The following is a 19,037-nucleotide window of genomic DNA, read 5'->3' on the forward strand; positions in this document are numbered from 1 at the left end:
GGAATCGTAGCCCTGCTAAGCGCAGCGCGAGCAGGGAATACCCCCGGATGGCGGCGCGTTGCGCCTTATCCGGGCTACCCGACGGTCTGGAACCGTAGCCCTGCTAAGCGCAGCGCGAGCAGGGAATCCCCCCGGATGGCGGCGCGTTGCGCCTTATCCGGGCTACCCAAAGGCCTGGAATCGTAGCCCTGCTAAGCGCAGCGCGAGCAGGGAATCCCCCCGGATGGCGGCGCGTTGCGCCTTATCCGGGCTACCCAACGGTCTGGAGCCGTAGCCCTGCTAAGCGCAGCGCGAGCAGGGAATATCGCTTCGACATTACTTTTTACGCAATAACCGCAGAGCGTTAGCCGTTACCAGCACCGTCGCGCCGGTATCCGCCAGCACCGCCAGCCACAACCCCGTCAGGCCGAGAAGGGTCGTGACGAGGAAAATCCCCTTCAACCCTAAAGCGATGGCGATATTCTGGCGAATATTGGCATGGGTGGCGCGCGCCAGCGAAATCATCTGCGCCAGGCCGGTGAGACGGTTATGGGTCAGCGCCGCGTCGGCGGTCTCCAGCGCCACATCGGTGCCGCTGCCCATCGCAATACCGATGGTCGCCGCTTTCATCGCCGGGGCATCGTTGATACCGTCGCCGACCATAGCCAGCGGCGCATTGGCGTTAAGCGCCATCACCGCATTCACTTTGTCTGCCGGCAGCAATCCGGCGCGGAACTCCAGACCCAGTTCATTGGCGATAGCCGCCGCAGCGCGCGGGTTATCCCCGGTGAGAATCACTCCTTGCACACCCAATTGATGCAGCTCATCTACCGCCTGACGCGCATCGTCGCGCAAGGTATCGCGCAGCGCCAGAATGCCGAGCAAGGTATCATCGCGCAGCACCAGCACTACCGTCTGTCCGGCGCTCTCCAGTTGCTGGATCTGCGCCTCATGCTCAGCAGGTGCAGCCTTACTGGCCGCGCAGATTAAGATGCGGCTGCCGTTGACCTCGGCCTCTATCCCGGAACCGGCCAGCGCCCGCTGGTTGTGCGCAACGGGAATCGTCAGCTTACGCTGCTGCGCTTCGCGGACGATAGCCTGCGCCAGCGGGTGGCTGGAGCCTTGTTCAACCGCTGCCGCCAGCGCCAGCAGGCCGTTTTCATCAACGTCGGCGGCGGCGATAACGCGGGTGACCTGCGGTTGGCCGATGGTCAGAGTACCGGTTTTATCGAACGCCACCTGGCGCACCTGGCCCAATTGTTCCAGCGCCGCGCCGCCTTTAATCAGCGCCCCGCGCCGCGCGGCGACCGCCAGACCGGAGGTAATCGCCGCCGGGGTAGAGATGACCAGCGCGCAAGGGCAGCCGATTAACAGCAGCGTTAAGCCTTTATAAATCCACGGCAGCCAGGCGCTGGCGAAGAACAGCGGCGGTACGATGGCAACCAGCAGGGCGACCACCATAATGGCCGGGGTGTAGATCCGGCTGAAGCGATCGATGAAGCGCTCAATCGGCGCCCGGCGCTCCTCGGCTTCTTCAATCAGTTTGAGGATCCGGTCAATGGCGCTATCGCCCGGTTCGGAGATAACGGTCAACTGTACCAGGCGATCGACGCTGGTGGCGCCGGCGGCTACGCGCTCGCCGGCTTTACGCTCCACCGGTACCGATTCGCCGGTCAGCGCGCTTTCGTCAAAACTGGCAAACGGCGTTAGCAGCTCGCCATCGGCCGGCAGACGCCCGCCGGCGGCGACCTCAATCACATCGCCGGGGCGAAGGTCACGTTGGGCGACGGTCTCGCGCTCGCCGTTGCGCAGGCGAACGGCGGTATCAGGTTTGAGCGCCATCAGGGCGCTCACCCCCTGGCGCGCGCGGCTGGCGGCCCAGCCTTCAAGCCGTTCGCCGATCAGAAACAGCAGCAGCACCATTGCCGCTTCGGCGGTGGCGCCGATAAACAACGCGCCGATAGCGGCAACGCTCATCAGCGTTTCAATGGCAAACCAGCTGCCGCTTTTAATCAACCGCAGCGCCTGGCGGGCAACCGGCCACAGGCCGACGAGGGTAGTGGTGACAAACGCCAGCTTGCCGAACGGATGGTTAAACTGCTCAAGCCCCCAGCTGAGCGCCATCATCACTACCAGACTCAATAACGCCAGGTTTTCCTGCAGCCATGAACGTTGCGGTTTCTCTTCCTGCGGCGCGTCAGCATCGCGCAGGGTATAACCCGCGGCGCGTACCGCGTTTTCGACCTGCGAACGGATATCGCTTTCGGCATTGACCAGCAGCTTCTCGGTGGCGAACAGCACCTGCACCTGGCTGACGCCGTCGATTTGGCGCACGGCGGTTTCCACCTTGCGGGCGCAGGCCGCGCAGTCCATACCATCTACCTGCCAGCTATAACGGGCGCCGTTGAGCGGCTGTTCAGCGGCGGCGGGTTCCCCGGCGCAGGCGCGATCGGTACAGCAGCTTTCAGCGGGCTCTGTCGCCGGGGTAAATTTGAATGACGAGAACTGGGGGACTTTTTTGTCCTGAGATTCTGGTGTCGACATGGCACCCTCCGGGTAATGATAATTTTCTCATTACCCGCAGGATACACTCTGGAGTCGACTCCAGAGTCAAGCAGTAAATTACAGATATAGCGCGCGAACGATCAGGAAGTGCCCGGCAAAGTAGAAGGCCGCGGAAATGGCGTTATCGGCGCGGAAGCGACGGCGATAGTGGCTAATCAGCCAGACGGCGTTACCCAACAGCAGCGAAGCGGCGCCAAGGAAGCCGGAGAGCGCGGTATCGGTCGGCCGCACGAACCACAGTTCGCCCGCCAGCCACACCATCACCAGAGTCATACCGATAAAGGTTAATACCGGCATGCGCATCTCTTCCAGACGCGTCCAGATAATCGCCAGCAGCAGCGCGCCGAGCACCAACAAGACCAGCGGCAGCGGCCAGAAGAACGATAGCGTCATCTGGCTGGCGAACCAGATCGTATACAGCAGATGAGAGAGGAAGAATGCGCCGACCGCGTACATCACCCGCTGGCGCGGCAGCAGGGTTAACGCATCGCCGAGCAGCGAAGCGCACAGGCCCGCCAGCACCAGGTAGCTAATGGCGTTGAACATCGGCGCCTGCCAGGCTAACAGCAGCAACAGAAGCAGGGTGACCGGTTTAAAGACCCAGCGCTGCCAGGCCGGCCCACGATAGGACGCATCGACGTACAGCCATGCGGAGAAACAGACAGCAATAAACGACCAAAGCATAGTAAGTCCCTGTATCTGTTATCATTAAATAAGCGATTACGCTTACGGTACCGGATCTCAGTGTAGTGGTTTGGGCCAGAAGATGACAACGTTATTCAATGCGCGTTATCCTTATTCCTGATAATTCTTATGGGTACGCAAATGAGTAAAGTTCCGCTATTTTTTGTGCTGGTGGTCGCGGTGATTGTGGTGGCGGCCTCGTTTCGCTACGTGCAGCAGCGCCGGGAGAAAATGGATAACGACGCCGCACCGCTGCTGCAGAAGCGGGTGGTGGTCAGCAATAAGCGGGAAAAGGTGATTAACGATCGTCGCTCGCGCCAGCAGACGGTGACGCCAGCCGGAAGCGAGATGCGTTATGAAGCGAGCTTCCGCCCGGAAAATGGCGGACTGGAAGTGGTGTTCCGCCTTGATGCGCCGCAATACCACGCGCTGAGCGTTGGCGACCGGGGAATGCTGAGCTATAAGGGCTCTAAATTCGTCGACTTTGTTGCCGATAACTGAGCCCTCGATTAACCGTTACTTCTTCTTCAGCGTGGCCTTCAGCTTTTTCTGCCAGGCCACCAGTTCAAATACGCCGAAGATGAAAATACGAATCTGCTCAAAACGGCTCAGCGGCGGCGCATCTTTCGTTTGCGTCGCTTTCAACAGCGTCAGCTGCAGGCCATGCATCAGAATCATAAAAATCAGCGCCACGTTAACGAAGATATTCAGCGGTTTTGGGAAAGGTTGAAACAGGTTCAACAGCAAAAACGCCCAAACGCATAGCATCAGCAGGCGGCCTAAATTAATCAGCATGGTTTTCTCCTTGTGCCTCGCGTTGATACAGGCGGTAGGCGACCTGTCCGGCGACTTTTTCGCGATACAGCTGCCAGTTTGCCGGAACCGGCGGTAGTCCGTTTTCTACTTCGCTCTCGACATAAATCAGCGCTTCATCAGCGAGCCAGTGGTTTTTTTCCAGCAGGCTGAGCGTTTCTTCCAGCAGCCCTTTGCGGAAGGGGGGATCGACGAAGACAATGTGGTGCGGCGTGCCCGGCTGGCTGAGAAACGCCAGCGTGTTGGTGTTGACCACCTTGCCGTTGCTGGCTTTCAGCGTCGCGAGATTTTTTTGTAGCTGCTGCGCGACGCCGCGCTCCATTTCCAGTAGCGTGGTGCTGGCGGCATAGCGTGATAGCGCTTCCAGCCCCAGCGCGCCGCTGCCGGCGAAGCAGTCAAGGCAGTGGGCGTCGACCATCGACGGCGCCAGCCAGTTAAAAAGCGTTTCCCGAACCCGGTCGGTGGTCGGGCGCAGACCCGGGCTCTCCGGCACCGGTAATTTACGGCCCCGCCACTGTCCGCCGATAATGCGGATCTGGCCGCTGCCTGCGTGATTTGGTTTCTTCATCTCTTTGCTCAAGTCTCAACTTCCAGCCTGCTATTCTAACGATCGAAGACCATTGACGAAACCTTAATCCGGGGGCGGTGATGCGAGTTAAGTTAAGTGATAGACTATCCAACTAATTTCATCATTTTTTCAGCTTCTGAATCGGTTGTATCGAAGCTGCGCCATGAATAAACAGCGAGGAGTGTGGTCGCAAATGGCAAAAGAGAAAAAACGTGGCTTCTTTTCCTGGCTGGGCTTTGGGCAAAAAGAACAGGCTCAGGAAAGCGAAACAGAACAAAAAGTAGAAGAACAACAAGAGGTTGCGGAACAGACTCCGGCGGCGGAAACGCCTGCGGAAACCGTACCCGCGGCGGAAACGGTAAAAGAAGACCCGGAGGCCTTTGCTGCCGAGGTCGTAGAAGTTACCGAACAAGTTGTTGAGAGCGAACTGCCGCATCCGGTGGCGACCGAAGCCGTTTCGCAAGAAAACGTGGCTGAATCGCCAGTGGCGGAAGAAATTTCTGTCCCAGAGACCGCAGTTGAAGAAGAGCCGGTTGTTCCTGCGGTAGAAGAAAAAGTCGCTGAACCGCTGGTTGAAGAGGTGATTGCCGAGCCGGTTATCGCCGAAGCGGTTGCGGAACAGACGCCGGAAGAGGTTATCGTCGCGGAGCCTGAAGTCATCGAAGATGAGGTCCTCCCGGAAGAGTCTGAAGCCGAATTAAGCGATGAAGAGCTTGAAGCGCAGGCGCTGGCGGCGCAAGACGTCGAAGAGGCGCCGGAAGAGCTGGCGGAAGAAGACGCGGAAACTCAGGAAGCGCCGCAGCAGGAGCAGGAAAAACCGACTAAAGAAGGTTTCTTCGCCCGCTTAAAACGCAGCCTGGTGAAAACCAAACAGAATCTGGGTTCCGGGTTTATCAGCCTGTTCCGCGGTAAAAAAATCGACGACGATCTGTTTGAAGAGCTGGAAGAACAGCTGCTGATTGCCGACGTTGGGGTGGAAACCACGCGTAAGATTATTACCAATCTTACCGAGGGGGCCAGCCGTAAGCAGCTGCGCGACGCCGAGGCGTTATACGGCCTGCTGAAAGAAGAGATGAGCGAGATCCTGACGAAAGTTGAGGAACCGCTGAATGTTGAAGGGAAAACGCCATTTGTTATTCTGATGGTCGGCGTTAACGGTGTGGGTAAAACCACCACCATCGGTAAGCTGGCGCGTCAGTTCGAGCAGCAGGGTAAATCTGTGATGCTGGCGGCGGGGGATACCTTCCGCGCGGCGGCGGTGGAACAGCTGCAGGTCTGGGGCCAGCGTAACGAGATCCCGGTGATTGCCCAGCATACCGGCGCTGATTCGGCCTCGGTTATTTTTGACGCCATTCAGGCGGCGAAAGCGCGCAATATTGATGTGCTGATTGCCGATACCGCGGGTCGTCTGCAGAATAAATCGCACCTGATGGAAGAACTGAAGAAGATTGTCCGCGTAATGAAGAAACTGGATGTCGACGCGCCGCATGAAGTCATGCTGACCATCGACGCCAGCACCGGGCAGAACGCGATAAGCCAGGCCAAACTGTTCCACGAAGCGGTGGGGCTGACCGGCATTACGTTGACTAAGCTTGACGGAACCGCGAAGGGCGGGGTTATCTTCTCAGTGGCTGACCAGTTCAGTATTCCGATTCGCTATATTGGCGTCGGCGAACGTATTGAAGATCTGCGTCCGTTTAATGCGGGCGACTTTATTGAGGCACTTTTTGCCCGAGAGGATTAAGAATGATTCGCTTTGAACAAGTCAGCAAAGCCTATCTCGGTGGGAGACAAGCGCTGCAGGGGGTGACGTTCCACCTGCAGCAGGGCGAGATGGCGTTCCTGACCGGCCATTCCGGCGCGGGGAAAAGTACCTTGCTGAAGCTTATCTGTGGTATCGAACGGCCGAGCGCCGGGAAAATTCTGTTCAGCGGCCATGATATCAGCCGCCTGAAGAGCCGCGAGGTGCCGTTCCTGCGCCGCCAAATCGGCATGATTTTCCAGGACCACCACCTGCTGATGGATCGCACCGTGTTCGATAATGTGGCGATCCCGCTGATTATCGCCGGCGCCAGCGGCGATGATATTCGCCGTCGCGTATCCGCAGCGCTGGATAAAGTCGGGCTGCTGGACAAAGCGAAAAATTTCCCCATCCAACTCTCCGGCGGTGAGCAACAGCGCGTGGGCATTGCCCGCGCGGTGGTCAACAAGCCGGCGGTGCTGCTGGCGGATGAACCGACCGGTAACCTCGATGAGGCGCTCTCGGAAGGGATTTTACGTCTGTTTGAAGAGTTTAACCGCGTAGGTGTAACGGTACTGATGGCGACGCACGACCTGGGGCTTATTTCCAGCCGTCCGTACCGCGTCCTGACGCTGAGCGACGGTCATATGCATGGAGGCCATCGGGGTGAATAAGCGCGACGCAGTGAACCAGATTCGCCAGTTCGGCAGCAAGTTCGATCGTCTTCGTAACGCCACGGGCGGCGGCAACGGCGGACGCAATGCGCCAAAACGGCCAAAAGCGGCGCCGAACCCGGCATCGCGGAAGAGTAACGTCTTTAACGAGCAGGTGCGCTACGCCTGGCACGGCGCGTTACAGGATTTAAAAAGCACGCCGCTGGCGACCTTCCTCACCATCATGGTAATCGCCATTTCGCTGACGCTGCCGAGCGTCTGCTATATGGTCTACAAAAACGTCAATAGCGCGGCGTCGCAGTATTATCCGTCACCGCAGATCACCGTCTACCTGGAAAAAACGCTGGATGACGATGCGGCGGCGCGGGTGGTTGGCCAGCTGCAGGCGGAGCAGGGCGTTGAGAAGGTAAATTATCTGTCGCGCGATGAGGCGCTGGGCGAGTTCCGCAACTGGTCCGGGTTCGGCGGCGCGCTGGATATGCTGGAAGAGAACCCGCTGCCGGCGGTAGCGATTGTGGTGCCGAAGCTCGATTTCCAGAATACCGATTCGCTTAACACCCTGCGCGATCGCGTCTCCCGTATTCAGGGGGTCGACGAAGTGCGTATGGACGATAGCTGGTTTGCGCGCCTGGCGTCGCTGACCGGTCTGGTTGGCCGGGTGTCGGCGATGATCGGCGTGCTGATGATTGCCGCGGTGTTCCTGGTGATTGGCAACAGCGTGCGCCTGAGCATCTTCGCCCGTCGCGATACCATTAACGTCCAGAAGCTGATCGGCGCTACCGACGGTTTCATCCTGCGTCCGTTCCTCTACGGCGGCGCGCTGCTGGGTTTCGCCGGGGCGTTTTTGTCGCTGATCCTGTCGGAGATTCTGGTGATGCGCCTCTCCTCGGCGGTGACCGAAGTGGCGAAAGTGTTCGGCACCAAATTCGAACTCAGCGGCTTAGGCTTCGATGAGTGTCTGCTGATGCTAATCGTCTGCTCGATGATTGGCTGGGTCGCAGCCTGGCTGGCGACGGTGCAACATTTACGTCACTTTACCCCCGACTAAAAATTTTCTGGTATAATCTTTCCCTGCACTGAATATCTCTCTGCAGGGAAAGAGTCCCTGTTCGCCTCTTCCCTAATCTTTCATCTCCATGTCACATTTTGTGCGTAATTTACTCACAACGTTGCATGGAACTTGTGGATAAAATCACTGTCTGATACTACTGTGGGTGATATTCTCGTTGCTCATAAATGCTGGCATGTTTGTTGCCTGATGGGGACAAGATCATGGCAGACACTATCGATTGAGAGGATTTGAATGACCAAAGAAATGCAAACTTTAGCTTTAGCCCCCGTTGGTAACCTGGAATCGTACATCCGGGCCGCTAACACTTGGCCGATGTTATCGGCTGATGAAGAGCGGGAGCTTGCTGAAAAGCTGCATTACCAGGGCGATCTGGAAGCAGCGAAAAAGCTGATTCTGTCTCACCTGCGCTTTGTTGTTCATATTGCTCGTAACTACTCGGGCTATGGCCTGCCGCAGGCGGACCTGATTCAGGAAGGCAACATCGGTTTGATGAAAGCCGTACGTCGTTTCAACCCGGAAGTGGGTGTGCGACTGGTTTCCTTCGCCGTGCACTGGATTAAAGCGGAAATCCACGAATACGTGCTGCGTAACTGGCGTATCGTTAAAGTCGCAACCACCAAAGCGCAGCGTAAGCTGTTCTTCAACCTGCGTAAAACCAAGCAGCGTCTGGGCTGGTTTAACCAGGACGAAGTAGAGATGGTTGCCCGCGAGCTGGGTGTGTCGAGCAAAGACGTGCGTGAGATGGAATCACGTATGGCAGCGCAGGACATGACCTTTGATATGTCGTCCGATGACGAATCCGACAGCCAGCCGATGGCGCCGGTGCTCTATCTGCAGGACAAAACGTCTAACTTTGCCGACGGCATCGAAGACGATAACTGGGAAGAGCAGGCTGCTAATAAACTGACTGACGCGATGCAGGGCCTGGACGAGCGTAGCCAGGACATCATCCGCGCTCGCTGGCTGGACGAGGACAACAAGTCCACGCTGCAAGAGCTGGCGGATCGTTATGGCGTCTCGGCTGAACGTGTTCGTCAGCTGGAAAAGAACGCGATGAAAAAACTGCGCGCCGCTATCGAAGCCTAATCTTCGTCTTTCAGCGCCGTAGTGAATTGAGCCTCTGCTGTTTCAGCGGGGGCTTTTTGTTTATATCCCCGTCATACCCGTTTTCTCTCCCGGCGCGAATTGCCGCGACGTTTTACTTCAGTCACATAACTTTTACATCTCCTGCAAATTGTTGTTTCAAATTCTGAAAAATGGGGTATGTTTTGGCATAGTGTGCTGCAAAAGCGCAGGCGGCAGACCCAAATACAGTCATACTATTCTTGGTATGGACTAAAAATCAGAATAATGCGCTAACAAACAACATCACAACAAATGCAAAAACCATAATAATGGGGAGCCTCAGGATGAATATGAAGGGTAAAGCGTTACTGGCAGGATGTATTGCTTTAATTATGAGCGGTTCCGCGCTGGCGGAAGACATTAAAATTGCCGTCGTGGGAGCGATGTCCGGCCCGGTTGCCCAGTATGGCGACCAGGAATTTACCGGCGCGGAGCAGGCGGTAGCGGATATCAACGCCAAGGGCGGTATCAAAGGCAATAAATTGCAGATCGTAAAATATGACGATGCCTGCGACCCGAAACAAGCGGTGGCTGTTGCGAACAAAGTGGTGAATGACGGCATTAAATACGTTATCGGTCACCTGTGTTCCTCATCCACTCAGCCGGCGTCTGACATTTATGAAGATGAAGGCATCCTGATGATTACCCCGGCGGCAACCGCGCCGGAACTGACGGCGCGCGGCTATAAGCTGATTCTGCGCACCACCGGTCTCGATTCCGATCAGGGGCCGACGGCGGCGAAATATATTCTCGGCACGGTGAAGCCGCAGCGCATTGCCGTCGTTCATGACAAACAGCAATATGGCGAAGGGCTGGCGCGCTCGGTTCAGGAAAACCTGAAGAAAGGCGGCGCCAACGTGGTGTTCTTTGACGGAATCACCGCCGGTGAGAAAGATTTCTCTACCCTGGTGGCGCGCCTTAAGAAAGAAAATATCGACTTCGTCTACTACGGCGGTTATCACCCGGAAATGGGGCAGATCCTGCGCCAGGCGCGGGCTGCCGGCCTGAAAACCCAGTTTATGGGTCCGGAAGGCGTGGCTAACGTTTCCCTGTCTAACATCGCCGGCGAGTCGGCAGAAGGCCTGCTGGTCACCAAACCGAAGAACTACGATCAGGTTCCGGCGAACAAACCGATTGTGGATGCCATCAAAGCGAAGAAACAGGATCCGAGCGGCGCCTTCGTGTGGACCACCTATGCGGCGCTGCAGTCGCTGCAGGCGGGATTAAATCAGTCCGAGGATCCGGCGGAAATCGCGAAATACCTGAAAGGGGCGAAGGTGGATACCGTTATGGGGCCGCTGTCGTGGGATGAGAAAGGCGACCTGAAAGGGTTCGAGTTTGGCGTGTTTACCTGGCATGCGAACGGTACAGCGACCGACGCCAAATAATTTAACCGGCGCCTTTCACGCCGCAGATGCGTTGTCTGCGGCCCTCAACCCCGGTCACTTACTGATGTAAGCTCCCGGGGATTTCGGGTCTTGACGCCTTGCTGCAACGCGAAATGCTGGGTTAAATGTGGGGGAGCCTTTCACGCTGCGGATGCGTTGTCTGCGGAGCCTTTCACGCCGCAGATGCGTTGTCTGACCCCGGTTGCGCTGCGCTTACCGGGGCTACAATTTGCAGGTAGCCCGGCTAAGCGAAGCGCCGCCGGGTTCTTCCTTGGTCACGCTGCGTTTATTAGGGCTACGGCCTAATGCCTAATGCTTTTCCCAACCATTCTGCTGGGCGCTGAAACCGAGCGCCTGCATAAATGCCGCCATCACGCCGCGGTCTTCCACCCCGCTATCGGCAACGCGCCAGCTATTGATATTCGGGTTATCGCTTAACGTCTCTTCCACTAAATATTGCCCAACGCCGCGGCGGCGGGTGACTTCACGCACGCACAGATCGCTGAGCTCGCCTTCAACGCCGCGCAGGGTAACGCGTACGGCGCCGAGCAGGCGTTCGTTAAAGCGGGCGGCGTAAATACGATGGTTTTCATCCAGCGTCATCGCCGCAGGGTCCTGCGACGGCCAGATTTTGCCTAAATCAATGCGATCCTGATCGCTGAAGTGCTGTAAACGGATAATGGTGAGCTTCATACGCGGCAATTCCAGTCAAAACAGATGCGCCAGTGTACTCAAATTTCTCGTTCGGCGGGGCGCTGTTTTCAACTCATTCATCAGGGGATTCGTTTTCCTGGTTGCGCGGGGGTAGCGCAATACATCATGGATCGAAAAATAAGCAGAATTTTAACCTGATATGTAGCGTTTTATTCCGCCTTATATGCCGTTATTTTATGCTGCAAACTGGACTTTTTTTTGTTTATCTTCGCCTAAAACCAGAATATTATCTTTTCTTAATCACCTGAAAAATAGAGATTTTAATCATAATTCAGGTAAAAAACCGCGCTAAACCATTAAACTTCATGGTAAAAATGGCGTTGTTTAATAAAAGCACAGAATGCTTTTTAACCATAAAAATACAAAACATTTACACCACATCACGAACGGGGTTCTGAAGCATGAAAAGGAACGCGAAAACGATCGTCGCGGGAGTCGTTGCATTAGCGATTTCCCACGCGGCGATGGCAAAGGATATTAAAGTCGCCGTCGTCGGCGCGATGTCTGGCCCGGTTGCCCAGTGGGGCGATATGGAATTCAACGGCGCGCGCCAGGCGATTAAAGACATTAACGCCAGCGGCGGCATTAAAGGCGACAAACTGGTTGGCGTTGAGTATGACGACGCCTGCGACCCGAAACAGGCGGTCGCGGTCGCTAACAAAATCGTCAATGACGGCATTCAGTACGTTATTGGTCACCTGTGTTCCTCTTCTACCCAGCCGGCTTCGGATATCTATGAAGACGAAGGTATCCTGATGATCTCCCCCGGGGCGACCAACCCTGAGCTGACCCAGCGTGGCTACCAGTACATCATGCGTACCGCCGGGCTTGACTCTTCCCAGGGGCCGACCGCCGCGAAATATATCCTCGAACACGTGAAGCCGCAGCGTATTGCGATTATTCATGACAAGCAGCAGTACGGCGAAGGGCTGGCGCGTTCCGTGCAGGACAACCTGAAGAAAGCCGGCGCCAATATCGTCTTCTTTGATGGCATCACCGCCGGTGAGAAAGACTTCTCCGCGCTGCTGGCGCGCCTGAAGAAAGAGAACATCGACTTCGTCTACTACGGCGGCTACTACCCGGAAATGGGGCAGATGCTGCGCCAGGCGCGCTCCGTCGGCCTGAAAACGCAGTTTATGGGGCCGGAAGGCGTCGGTAACGCCTCGCTGTCCAACATCGCCGGCGCGGCGGCGGAAGGTATGCTGGTGACGATGCCAAAACGCTATGACCAGGATCCGGCCAACAGCGCTATTGTTGATGCGCTGAAAGCGGATAAAAAAGATCCGAGCGGCCCGTACGTCTGGATCACCTATGCCGCCGTTCAGTCGCTGGCGCAGGCGATGGACAGAACCGGCAGCCAGCAGCCGCTGGATTTAATTAAAGATTTGAAAGCTCACGGCGCGAAGACCGTGATTGGGCCGCTGAAATGGGATGAAAAAGGCGATCTGAAGGGATTTGAATTTGGTGTCTTCCAGTGGCACGCGGATGGTTCATCCACCGTCGCTAAGTAAGACGCGTTATCCCGCCGCCCGCACCGCGCGGGCGGCATGAAAAAGGTTACCTTATGTCCGAGCAGTTTCTCTATTTTCTGCAGCAGATGTTTAACGGCGTCACGCTGGGCAGTACCTATGCGCTGATCGCCATCGGCTATACGATGGTGTACGGCATTATCGGCATGATTAACTTCGCCCACGGCGAGGTCTACATGATCGGCAGCTACGTCTCGTTCATGATTATCGCCGCCCTGATGATGCTGGGGATCGATACCGGCTGGCTGCTGGTCGCCGCAGGCTTTGTTGGCGCTATCATTATCGCCAGCGCCTACGGCTGGAGTATCGAACGCGTGGCCTATCGTCCGGTACGCAGCTCCAAGCGCCTGATCGCGCTGATTTCCGCCATCGGGATGTCGATATTCCTGCAGAACTTTGTCAGCCTGACCGAAGGCTCGCGCGATGTCGCGCTGCCGAGTCTCTTTAATGGCCAGTGGATTGTCGGCCACAGCGATAATTTCTCCGCCACTATCACTACCATGCAGCTGGTCATCTGGGTCGTTACCTTTATCGCCATGCTGGCGCTGACGCTGTTTATTCGCTATTCGCGAATGGGCCGCGCCTGTCGCGCCTGTGCGGAAGATCTGAAAATGGCGAGCCTGCTGGGTATCAATACCGACCGCGTTATTGCGCTGACCTTCGTCATTGGCGCGGCGATGGCGGCGGTCGCTGGCGTCCTGCTGGGGCAGTTCTACGGCGTTATTAACCCCTACATCGGCTTTATGGCCGGGATGAAGGCCTTTACCGCGGCTGTGCTCGGCGGTATCGGTAGTATCCCTGGCGCGATGATCGGCGGCCTGATTCTGGGTATCGCCGAGGCGCTCTCTTCTGCCTATCTCAGCACCGAATATAAAGACGTCGTCTCCTTCGCGCTGCTGATTCTGGTGCTGTTAGTGATGCCGACCGGCATTCTGGGCCGCTCGGAGGTAGAAAAAGTATGAAACCGATGCAAATTGCGATGGCGCTGCTTTCCGCCGCGATGTTCTTTGTTCTGGCGGGCGTCTTTATGGGCGTTCAGCTGGAGCTGAATGGCACCAAACTGGTGGTCGACACCGCCGCCGATATTCGTTGGCAGTGGATCTTCATCGGCACTGCGGTGGTCTTTTTCTTCCAGCTGCTGCGCCCGCTGTTCCAGAAAGCGGTTAAGAACGTCTCCGGGCCGAAATTTATTATGCCGGCGATTGACGGGTCGACGGTCAAGCAGAAGCTGTTCCTGATAGCCCTGCTGGTGATTGCCGTGGCCTGGCCGTTTATGGTGTCGCGCGGCACGGTGGATATTGCGACTCTGACGATGATTTATATCATCCTTGGTCTCGGGTTGAACGTGGTGGTTGGGCTTTCCGGTCTGCTGGTATTGGGCTACGGCGGGTTTTACGCCATCGGCGCCTATACCTTTGCGCTGCTTAACCACTATTACGGTCTCGGTTTCTGGACCTGTCTGCCGCTGGCCGGCCTGGTCTCCGCGGCGGCCGGCTTCCTGCTTGGCTTCCCGGTGCTGCGTCTGCGCGGCGACTACCTGGCGATTGTGACCTTAGGCTTCGGCGAGATCGTGCGCATTCTGCTGCTCAACAATACCGAGATCACCGGCGGGCCGAACGGTATCAGCCAGATCCCGAAACCGACTTTCTTTGGTCTTGAATTTAGCCGTACCGCCCGTGAAGGCGGCTGGGATACCTTCAGCAACTTCTTCGGTCTGAAGTACGATCCCAGCGATAGGGTGATTTTCCTCTATCTGGTAGCGTTGCTGCTGGTGGTGCTCAGCCTGTTCGTTATTAACCGTCTGCTGCGGATGCCGCTCGGGCGGGCATGGGAAGCGCTGCGTGAAGATGAAATCGCCTGCCGTTCGCTGGGCCTGAGCCCGACGCGCATCAAGCTGACCGCCTTTACTATCAGCGCCGCGTTTGCCGGCTTCGCCGGCACGCTGTTCGCCGCGCGCCAGGGCTTCGTGAGCCCGGAGTCCTTTACCTTCGCCGAGTCGGCCTTTGTGCTGGCGATCGTGGTGCTGGGTGGGATGGGCTCGCAGTTTGCGGTGATCCTGGCGGCTATTCTGCTGGTGGTATCGCGCGAGCTGATGCGTGATTTCAACGAATACAGTATGTTAATGCTCGGTGGGTTGATGGTGCTGATGATGATCTGGCGTCCGCAGGGGCTGCTGCCGATGACGCGCCCGCAGCTGAAGCTGAAAAACGGTCAGGCGAAAGGAGAGCAGGCATGAGTCAGCCAATATTATCCGTGAACGGCCTGATGATGCGTTTTGGCGGCCTGCTGGCGGTCAATAACGTCTCCCTTGAGCTACGTCCGCAGGAAATCGTTTCCTTAATCGGCCCGAACGGCGCGGGTAAGACCACCGTTTTTAACTGCCTGACCGGTTTCTATAAACCTACCGGCGGCACCATTATGCTGCGCGACCAGCACCTGGAAGGGCTGCCGGGCCAGCAGATTGCGCGAATGGGGGTGGTGCGAACCTTCCAGCACGTGCGTCTGTTCCGCGAAATGACGGTGATTGAAAACCTACTGGTGGCGCAGCATCAACAGCTGAAAACCGGCGTCTTCTCCGGCCTGCTGAAAACGCCGGCCTTCCGTCGCGCGCAGAGCGAAGCGCTGGATCGGGCCGCCACCTGGCTTGAGCGTATCGGCCTGCTGGAGCACGCCAACCGCCAGGCCAGTAACCTGGCCTACGGCGACCAGCGCCGGCTGGAGATCGCCCGCTGTATGGTGACGCAGCCGGAGATCCTGATGCTTGATGAACCGGCGGCGGGGCTTAACCCGAAAGAGACCAAAGAGCTGGATGAGCTTATCGCCGAGCTGCGTAGCCATCACAACACCACCATCCTGCTTATCGAACATGATATGAAGCTGGTGATGGGCATTTCCGATCGCATCTACGTCGTGAACCAGGGGACGCCGCTGGCCAACGGGACGCCGGAAGAGATTCGTAATAACCCGGACGTGATCCGCGCCTATTTAGGTGAAGCATAATGGTGGTGACGCATAAGATGGAAAAAGCGATGTTAACTTTTGACAATGTCAGCGCCCACTACGGCAAGATTCAGGCGCTGCACAACGTCAGCCTGCATATCAAACAGGGTGAGATCGTCACGCTTATCGGCGCTAACGGCGCGGGGAAAACTACCCTGCTCGGTACGCTGTGCGGCGATCCTCGGGCCTCCAGCGGGCGCATTGTCTTTGACGGTAAGGATATTACCGACTGGCAGACGGCGAAAATCATGCGTGAAGCGGTGGCGATCGTGCCGGAAGGGCGACGCGTCTTTTCGCGCATGACGGTGGAAGAGAACCTGGCGATGGGCGGTTTTTTTGCCGACCGCGACCAGTTTCATACCCGCATCAAATGGGTGTATGAGTTGTTCCCGCGTCTGCATGAACGCCGTATTCAGCGCGCCGGCACCATGTCCGGCGGCGAGCAGCAGATGCTGGCGATCGGTCGCGCTCTGATGAGCCAGCCGCGCCTGCTGCTGCTTGATGAGCCTTCATTAGGGCTGGCGCCGATTATCATTCAGCAGATTTTCGACACCATCGAGCAGCTGCGTGAACAGGGGATGACTATCTTCCTGGTTGAGCAGAACGCCAACCAGGCGCTGAAGCTGGCCGATCGCGGCTACGTACTGGAAAACGGTCACGTGGTGCTTGAGGATACCGGCGATGCGCTGTTAGCCAACGAGGCGGTGCGCAGCGCCTATCTCGGCGGTTAGTTCATCGTAACCCGGCGTTGTTCGCTTCGCCGGTTTGTAGCCCGGGCGAGGCGCTTGCGCCGACCCCGGTAGCCGATCGCACGAATACATTTAAAAGAGCCTGTTGGCTCTTTTTTTGTACATGTATGTTGTACAATAAAAGAGTACAGCTTTGGAGGTTTTTATGAGAACGGTTAACTATAGCGAAGCCCGGCAAAATCTGGCCGATGTACTGGAAAGCGCAGTGACAGGTGTGCCTGTGACCATTACCCGTCGTGGGCATAAATCTGCAGTCATCATTAGTGCAGAAGAGTTTGAACGCTACCAGGCGGCCAGAATGGATGATGAGTTCGCGGCTATCATGGCGGTTCATGGTGATGAGATCAGGGAGCTTGCGGATAAATGACGCTGCAGATTATCTCAGCGGAAGAGATAATACAGTTTCACGACAGGCTGCTCCGCGTCACGCCTGGCGTTGCCGGTATGCCCGATCCTGGGCGTGCCGAAGCGATAATGTATAGGGTGCTAAACAAAATTGAATATGAAGGTGTGACAGAAGTGTGGCGACTCGCTGTGATGCATCTGCTGGCGATTTCTCGCGGTCATATATTTAATGATGGTAATAAGCGTACGGCACTGTTTATCACCCTGCTTTTTTTAAAGCGAAATGGAATTATATTGCCGGCGAATCCAGACTTCGTCGGCATGACCGTCGAGGCGACTGCGGGGCAACTTACCCTGGAACAGATTGTCGCGCGCTTGCGTGAATGACGGTTAACTCGTTGCAACCCGGCGGCGCTTCGCTTGGCCGGGCTACCCAAGCCGTTGTAGCCCGGGCGAGGCGCTTGCGCCGACCCCGGGAGCCGATGGCACGAATATTATCCGTGTCTCAGCTCCCACTTTACTTCCCCCATCCTTTCATCGGCTTGTCATCTCTCTGACCCGTTACTATCTTTTTTTTGTAATAAAAAAGTTATTTTTCTGTAATTCGAACATGTCATGTTACCCCGCGAACATAAAACGCGTGAAATCGCGCATCCGGAACAACAAGAGAGATAACCGATGATATCGTTACGACATACAGCTTTAGGACTGGCGCTGAGCCTGGCATTTGCTGGTCAGGCACTGGCAGTAACCACCATCCCTTTCTGGCATTCAATGGAAGGGGAGCTGGGTAAAGAAGTTGATTCTCTGGCGCAACGTTTCAACGCGGCCAATCCTGATTACAAAATTGTTCCGGTGTACAAAGGCAACTACGAACAGAGCCTGAGCGCCGGTATCGCTGCCTTCCGTACCGGCAACGCGCCGGCGATTCTGCAGGTGTATGAAGTTGGTACCGCCACCATGATGGCGTCAAAAGCCATTAAGCCGGTATACCAGGTCTTTAGCGATGCGGGTATTAAGTTCGATGAATCGCAGTTCGTGCCGACGGTGTCCGGTTATTACACCGATTCAAAAACCGGCCATCTGCTCTCCCAGCCGTTTAACAGCTCCACGCCGGTGCTGTACTACAACAAAGACGCCTTCAAGAAAGCGGGCTTAGACCCTGAGCAGCCGCCGAAAACCTGGCAGGATCTGGCGGCCTACACCGCGAAGCTGAAAGCGTCCGGGATGAAGTGCGGCTACGCCAGCGGCTGGCAGGGCTGGATCCAGATTGAAAACTTCAGCGCCTGGCACGGCCTGCCGGTCGCCACGAAAAATAACGGTTTTGACGGCACCGATGCGGTGCTTGAGTTCAACAAGCCGGAGCAGGTGAAACATATCGCCCTGCTCGAAGAGATGAACAAGAAGGGCGATTTCAGCTATTTCGGGCGTAAGGATGAATCCACCGAGAAGTTCTATAACGGCGACTGCGCGATCACTACCGCGTCATCTGGTTCGCTGGCGGATATTCGTCAGTACGCGAAATTCAACTACGGTGTCGGCATGATGCCTTACGACGCCGATGTTAAAGGCGCGCCGCAGAACGCCATTATCGGCGGGGCCAGCCTGTGGGTGATGCAGGGCAAGGACAAAGAGACCTACACCGGCGTGGCGAAGTTCCTCGACTTCCTGACCAAACCGGAAAACGCCGCCGAGTGGCACCAGAAAACCGGCTATCTGCCGATTACCACCGCGGCCTACGATCTGACGCGCCAGCAGGGCTTCTATGATAAGAACCCGGGCGCTGATATCGCCACCCGCCAGATGCTGAATAAGCCGCCGTTGCCGTTCACCAAAGGCCTGCGCCTGGGCAACATGCCGCAAATTCGCACCATCGTCGATGAAGAGCTGGAGAGCGTGTGGACCGGCAAGAAAACCCCGCAACAGGCGCTGGACTCCGCCGTTCAGCGCGGGAATCAACTGCTGCGCCGTTTCGAGCAAGCAACCAAATCGTAATCTGTAACTTGCCCGGTGGCGCTGCGCTTACCGGGCCTACGATGTGCCCTATGTAGGCCGGGTAAGGCGTAGCCGCCACCCGGCATTGTTCAGGAA

The 19,037-nt window shown here is 56.8% G+C and carries 19 protein-coding genes; 14 read left to right on the top strand and 5 right to left on the bottom strand.

Annotation, left to right across the window (positions count from 1 at the left end; translation table 11 throughout):
• Positions 1-315: 315 nt before the first annotated feature.
• Both zntA and PGS10_RS10265 read right to left on the bottom strand, forming a co-directional pair.
• A complete protein-coding gene (zntA, locus tag PGS10_RS10260; RefSeq protein WP_063415113.1) occupies positions 316-2,523 on the bottom strand; it encodes a Zn(II)/Cd(II)/Pb(II) translocating P-type ATPase ZntA in 2,208 nt (735 codons plus the stop codon).
• 78 nt (positions 2,524-2,601) lie between these two features.
• Complete coding sequence (locus PGS10_RS10265; RefSeq protein WP_015369312.1) at positions 2,602-3,228, bottom strand: lysoplasmalogenase; 627 nt, start codon at positions 3,226-3,228, stop codon at positions 2,602-2,604.
• A gap of 141 nt (positions 3,229-3,369) precedes the next feature.
• On the opposite strand from PGS10_RS10265, the gene PGS10_RS10270 reads away from it, so the two are divergent.
• Entirely contained in the window at positions 3,370-3,729 is a 360-nt protein-coding gene (locus PGS10_RS10270) for a DUF2500 domain-containing protein (protein WP_020077761.1), read from the top strand.
• A 15-nt stretch (positions 3,730-3,744) separates the two neighbouring features.
• Here the strand turns inward: PGS10_RS10270 and PGS10_RS10275 are convergent, their stop codons facing one another.
• A complete protein-coding gene (locus tag PGS10_RS10275; RefSeq protein ID WP_015369314.1) occupies positions 3,745-4,023 on the bottom strand; it encodes a DUF1145 family protein in 279 nt (92 codons plus the stop codon).
• Positions 4,013-4,609, bottom strand: coding sequence for a 16S rRNA (guanine(966)-N(2))-methyltransferase (gene rsmD, locus PGS10_RS10280; RefSeq protein ID WP_015703709.1), 597 nt, complete (start codon positions 4,607-4,609; stop codon positions 4,013-4,015). The genes PGS10_RS10275 and rsmD overlap by 11 nt, the downstream gene beginning before the upstream one ends.
• Positions 4,610-4,802: 193 nt before the next feature.
• Here rsmD and ftsY point away from each other — a divergent pair, with 193 nt between their 5' ends.
• From ftsY to livJ, 5 genes are all read left to right on the top strand, one after another.
• On the top strand, positions 4,803-6,353 hold the full coding sequence (gene ftsY / locus PGS10_RS10285; RefSeq protein ID WP_049060312.1) for a signal recognition particle-docking protein FtsY: 1,551 nt from the start codon (positions 4,803-4,805) through the stop codon (positions 6,351-6,353).
• Between the two features lie 2 nt (positions 6,354-6,355).
• Complete coding sequence (gene ftsE / locus PGS10_RS10290; RefSeq protein WP_015369317.1) at positions 6,356-7,024, top strand: cell division ATP-binding protein FtsE; 669 nt, start codon at positions 6,356-6,358, stop codon at positions 7,022-7,024.
• Complete coding sequence (gene ftsX / locus PGS10_RS10295) at positions 7,017-8,072, top strand: permease-like cell division protein FtsX (RefSeq protein ID WP_015369318.1); 1,056 nt, start codon at positions 7,017-7,019, stop codon at positions 8,070-8,072. Before ftsE ends, ftsX begins: the two co-directional genes overlap by 8 nt.
• Before the next feature lie 255 nt (positions 8,073-8,327).
• Positions 8,328-9,182 carry an RNA polymerase sigma factor RpoH gene (rpoH, locus tag PGS10_RS10300; RefSeq protein WP_002920815.1) on the top strand — a complete coding sequence of 285 codons (855 nt, stop codon included), beginning with the start codon at positions 8,328-8,330 and terminating at the stop codon, positions 9,180-9,182.
• Positions 9,183-9,505: 323 nt separating this feature from the next.
• Entirely contained in the window at positions 9,506-10,609 is a 1,104-nt protein-coding gene (livJ, locus tag PGS10_RS10305) for a branched chain amino acid ABC transporter substrate-binding protein LivJ (RefSeq protein ID WP_015369319.1), read from the top strand.
• A gap of 309 nt (positions 10,610-10,918) precedes the next feature.
• On the opposite strand, the gene panM is transcribed toward livJ, so the two are convergent.
• Positions 10,919-11,302, bottom strand: coding sequence for an aspartate 1-decarboxylase autocleavage activator PanM (panM, locus tag PGS10_RS10310; protein WP_047047920.1), 384 nt, complete (start codon positions 11,300-11,302; stop codon positions 10,919-10,921).
• A gap of 422 nt (positions 11,303-11,724) precedes the next feature.
• On the opposite strand from panM, the gene livK reads away from it, so the two are divergent.
• From livK to ugpB, 8 genes are all read left to right on the top strand, one after another.
• Positions 11,725-12,834, top strand: a complete 1,110-nt coding sequence (livK, locus tag PGS10_RS10315; protein ID WP_045394819.1) for a high-affinity branched-chain amino acid ABC transporter substrate-binding protein LivK — start codon at positions 11,725-11,727, stop codon at positions 12,832-12,834.
• Between the two features lie 53 nt (positions 12,835-12,887).
• Complete coding sequence (gene livH, locus PGS10_RS10320) at positions 12,888-13,814, top strand: high-affinity branched-chain amino acid ABC transporter permease LivH (RefSeq protein ID WP_316422836.1); 927 nt, start codon at positions 12,888-12,890, stop codon at positions 13,812-13,814.
• On the top strand, positions 13,811-15,088 hold the full coding sequence (gene livM, locus PGS10_RS10325; protein ID WP_015369324.1) for a branched chain amino acid ABC transporter permease LivM: 1,278 nt from the start codon (positions 13,811-13,813) through the stop codon (positions 15,086-15,088). Before livH ends, livM begins: the two co-directional genes overlap by 4 nt.
• Positions 15,085-15,852, top strand: coding sequence for a high-affinity branched-chain amino acid ABC transporter ATP-binding protein LivG (gene livG / locus PGS10_RS10330; protein WP_015369325.1), 768 nt, complete (start codon positions 15,085-15,087; stop codon positions 15,850-15,852). The genes livM and livG overlap by 4 nt, the downstream gene beginning before the upstream one ends.
• 17 nt (positions 15,853-15,869) lie before the next feature.
• Positions 15,870-16,583: a high-affinity branched-chain amino acid ABC transporter ATP-binding protein LivF gene (gene livF / locus PGS10_RS10335; protein WP_086538103.1), complete on the top strand. Its 714-nt coding sequence runs from the start codon at positions 15,870-15,872 to the stop codon at positions 16,581-16,583.
• A gap of 163 nt (positions 16,584-16,746) precedes the next feature.
• Complete coding sequence (locus PGS10_RS10340) at positions 16,747-16,968, top strand: type II toxin-antitoxin system Phd/YefM family antitoxin (protein ID WP_004174006.1); 222 nt, start codon at positions 16,747-16,749, stop codon at positions 16,966-16,968.
• On the top strand, positions 16,965-17,333 hold the full coding sequence (locus PGS10_RS10345) for a type II toxin-antitoxin system death-on-curing family toxin (RefSeq protein WP_047047927.1): 369 nt from the start codon (positions 16,965-16,967) through the stop codon (positions 17,331-17,333). The genes PGS10_RS10340 and PGS10_RS10345 overlap by 4 nt, the downstream gene beginning before the upstream one ends.
• A 291-nt stretch (positions 17,334-17,624) precedes the next feature.
• Complete coding sequence (gene ugpB / locus PGS10_RS10350; RefSeq protein WP_045394824.1) at positions 17,625-18,941, top strand: sn-glycerol-3-phosphate ABC transporter substrate-binding protein UgpB; 1,317 nt, start codon at positions 17,625-17,627, stop codon at positions 18,939-18,941.
• The last annotated feature ends 96 nt before the right edge of the window (positions 18,942-19,037 follow it).

Origin of the sequence: Klebsiella sp. 141153 (assembly GCF_032601995.1) — a bacterium.
In the GTDB taxonomy this organism is placed as follows: domain Bacteria; phylum Pseudomonadota; class Gammaproteobacteria; order Enterobacterales; family Enterobacteriaceae; genus Klebsiella; species Klebsiella aerogenes.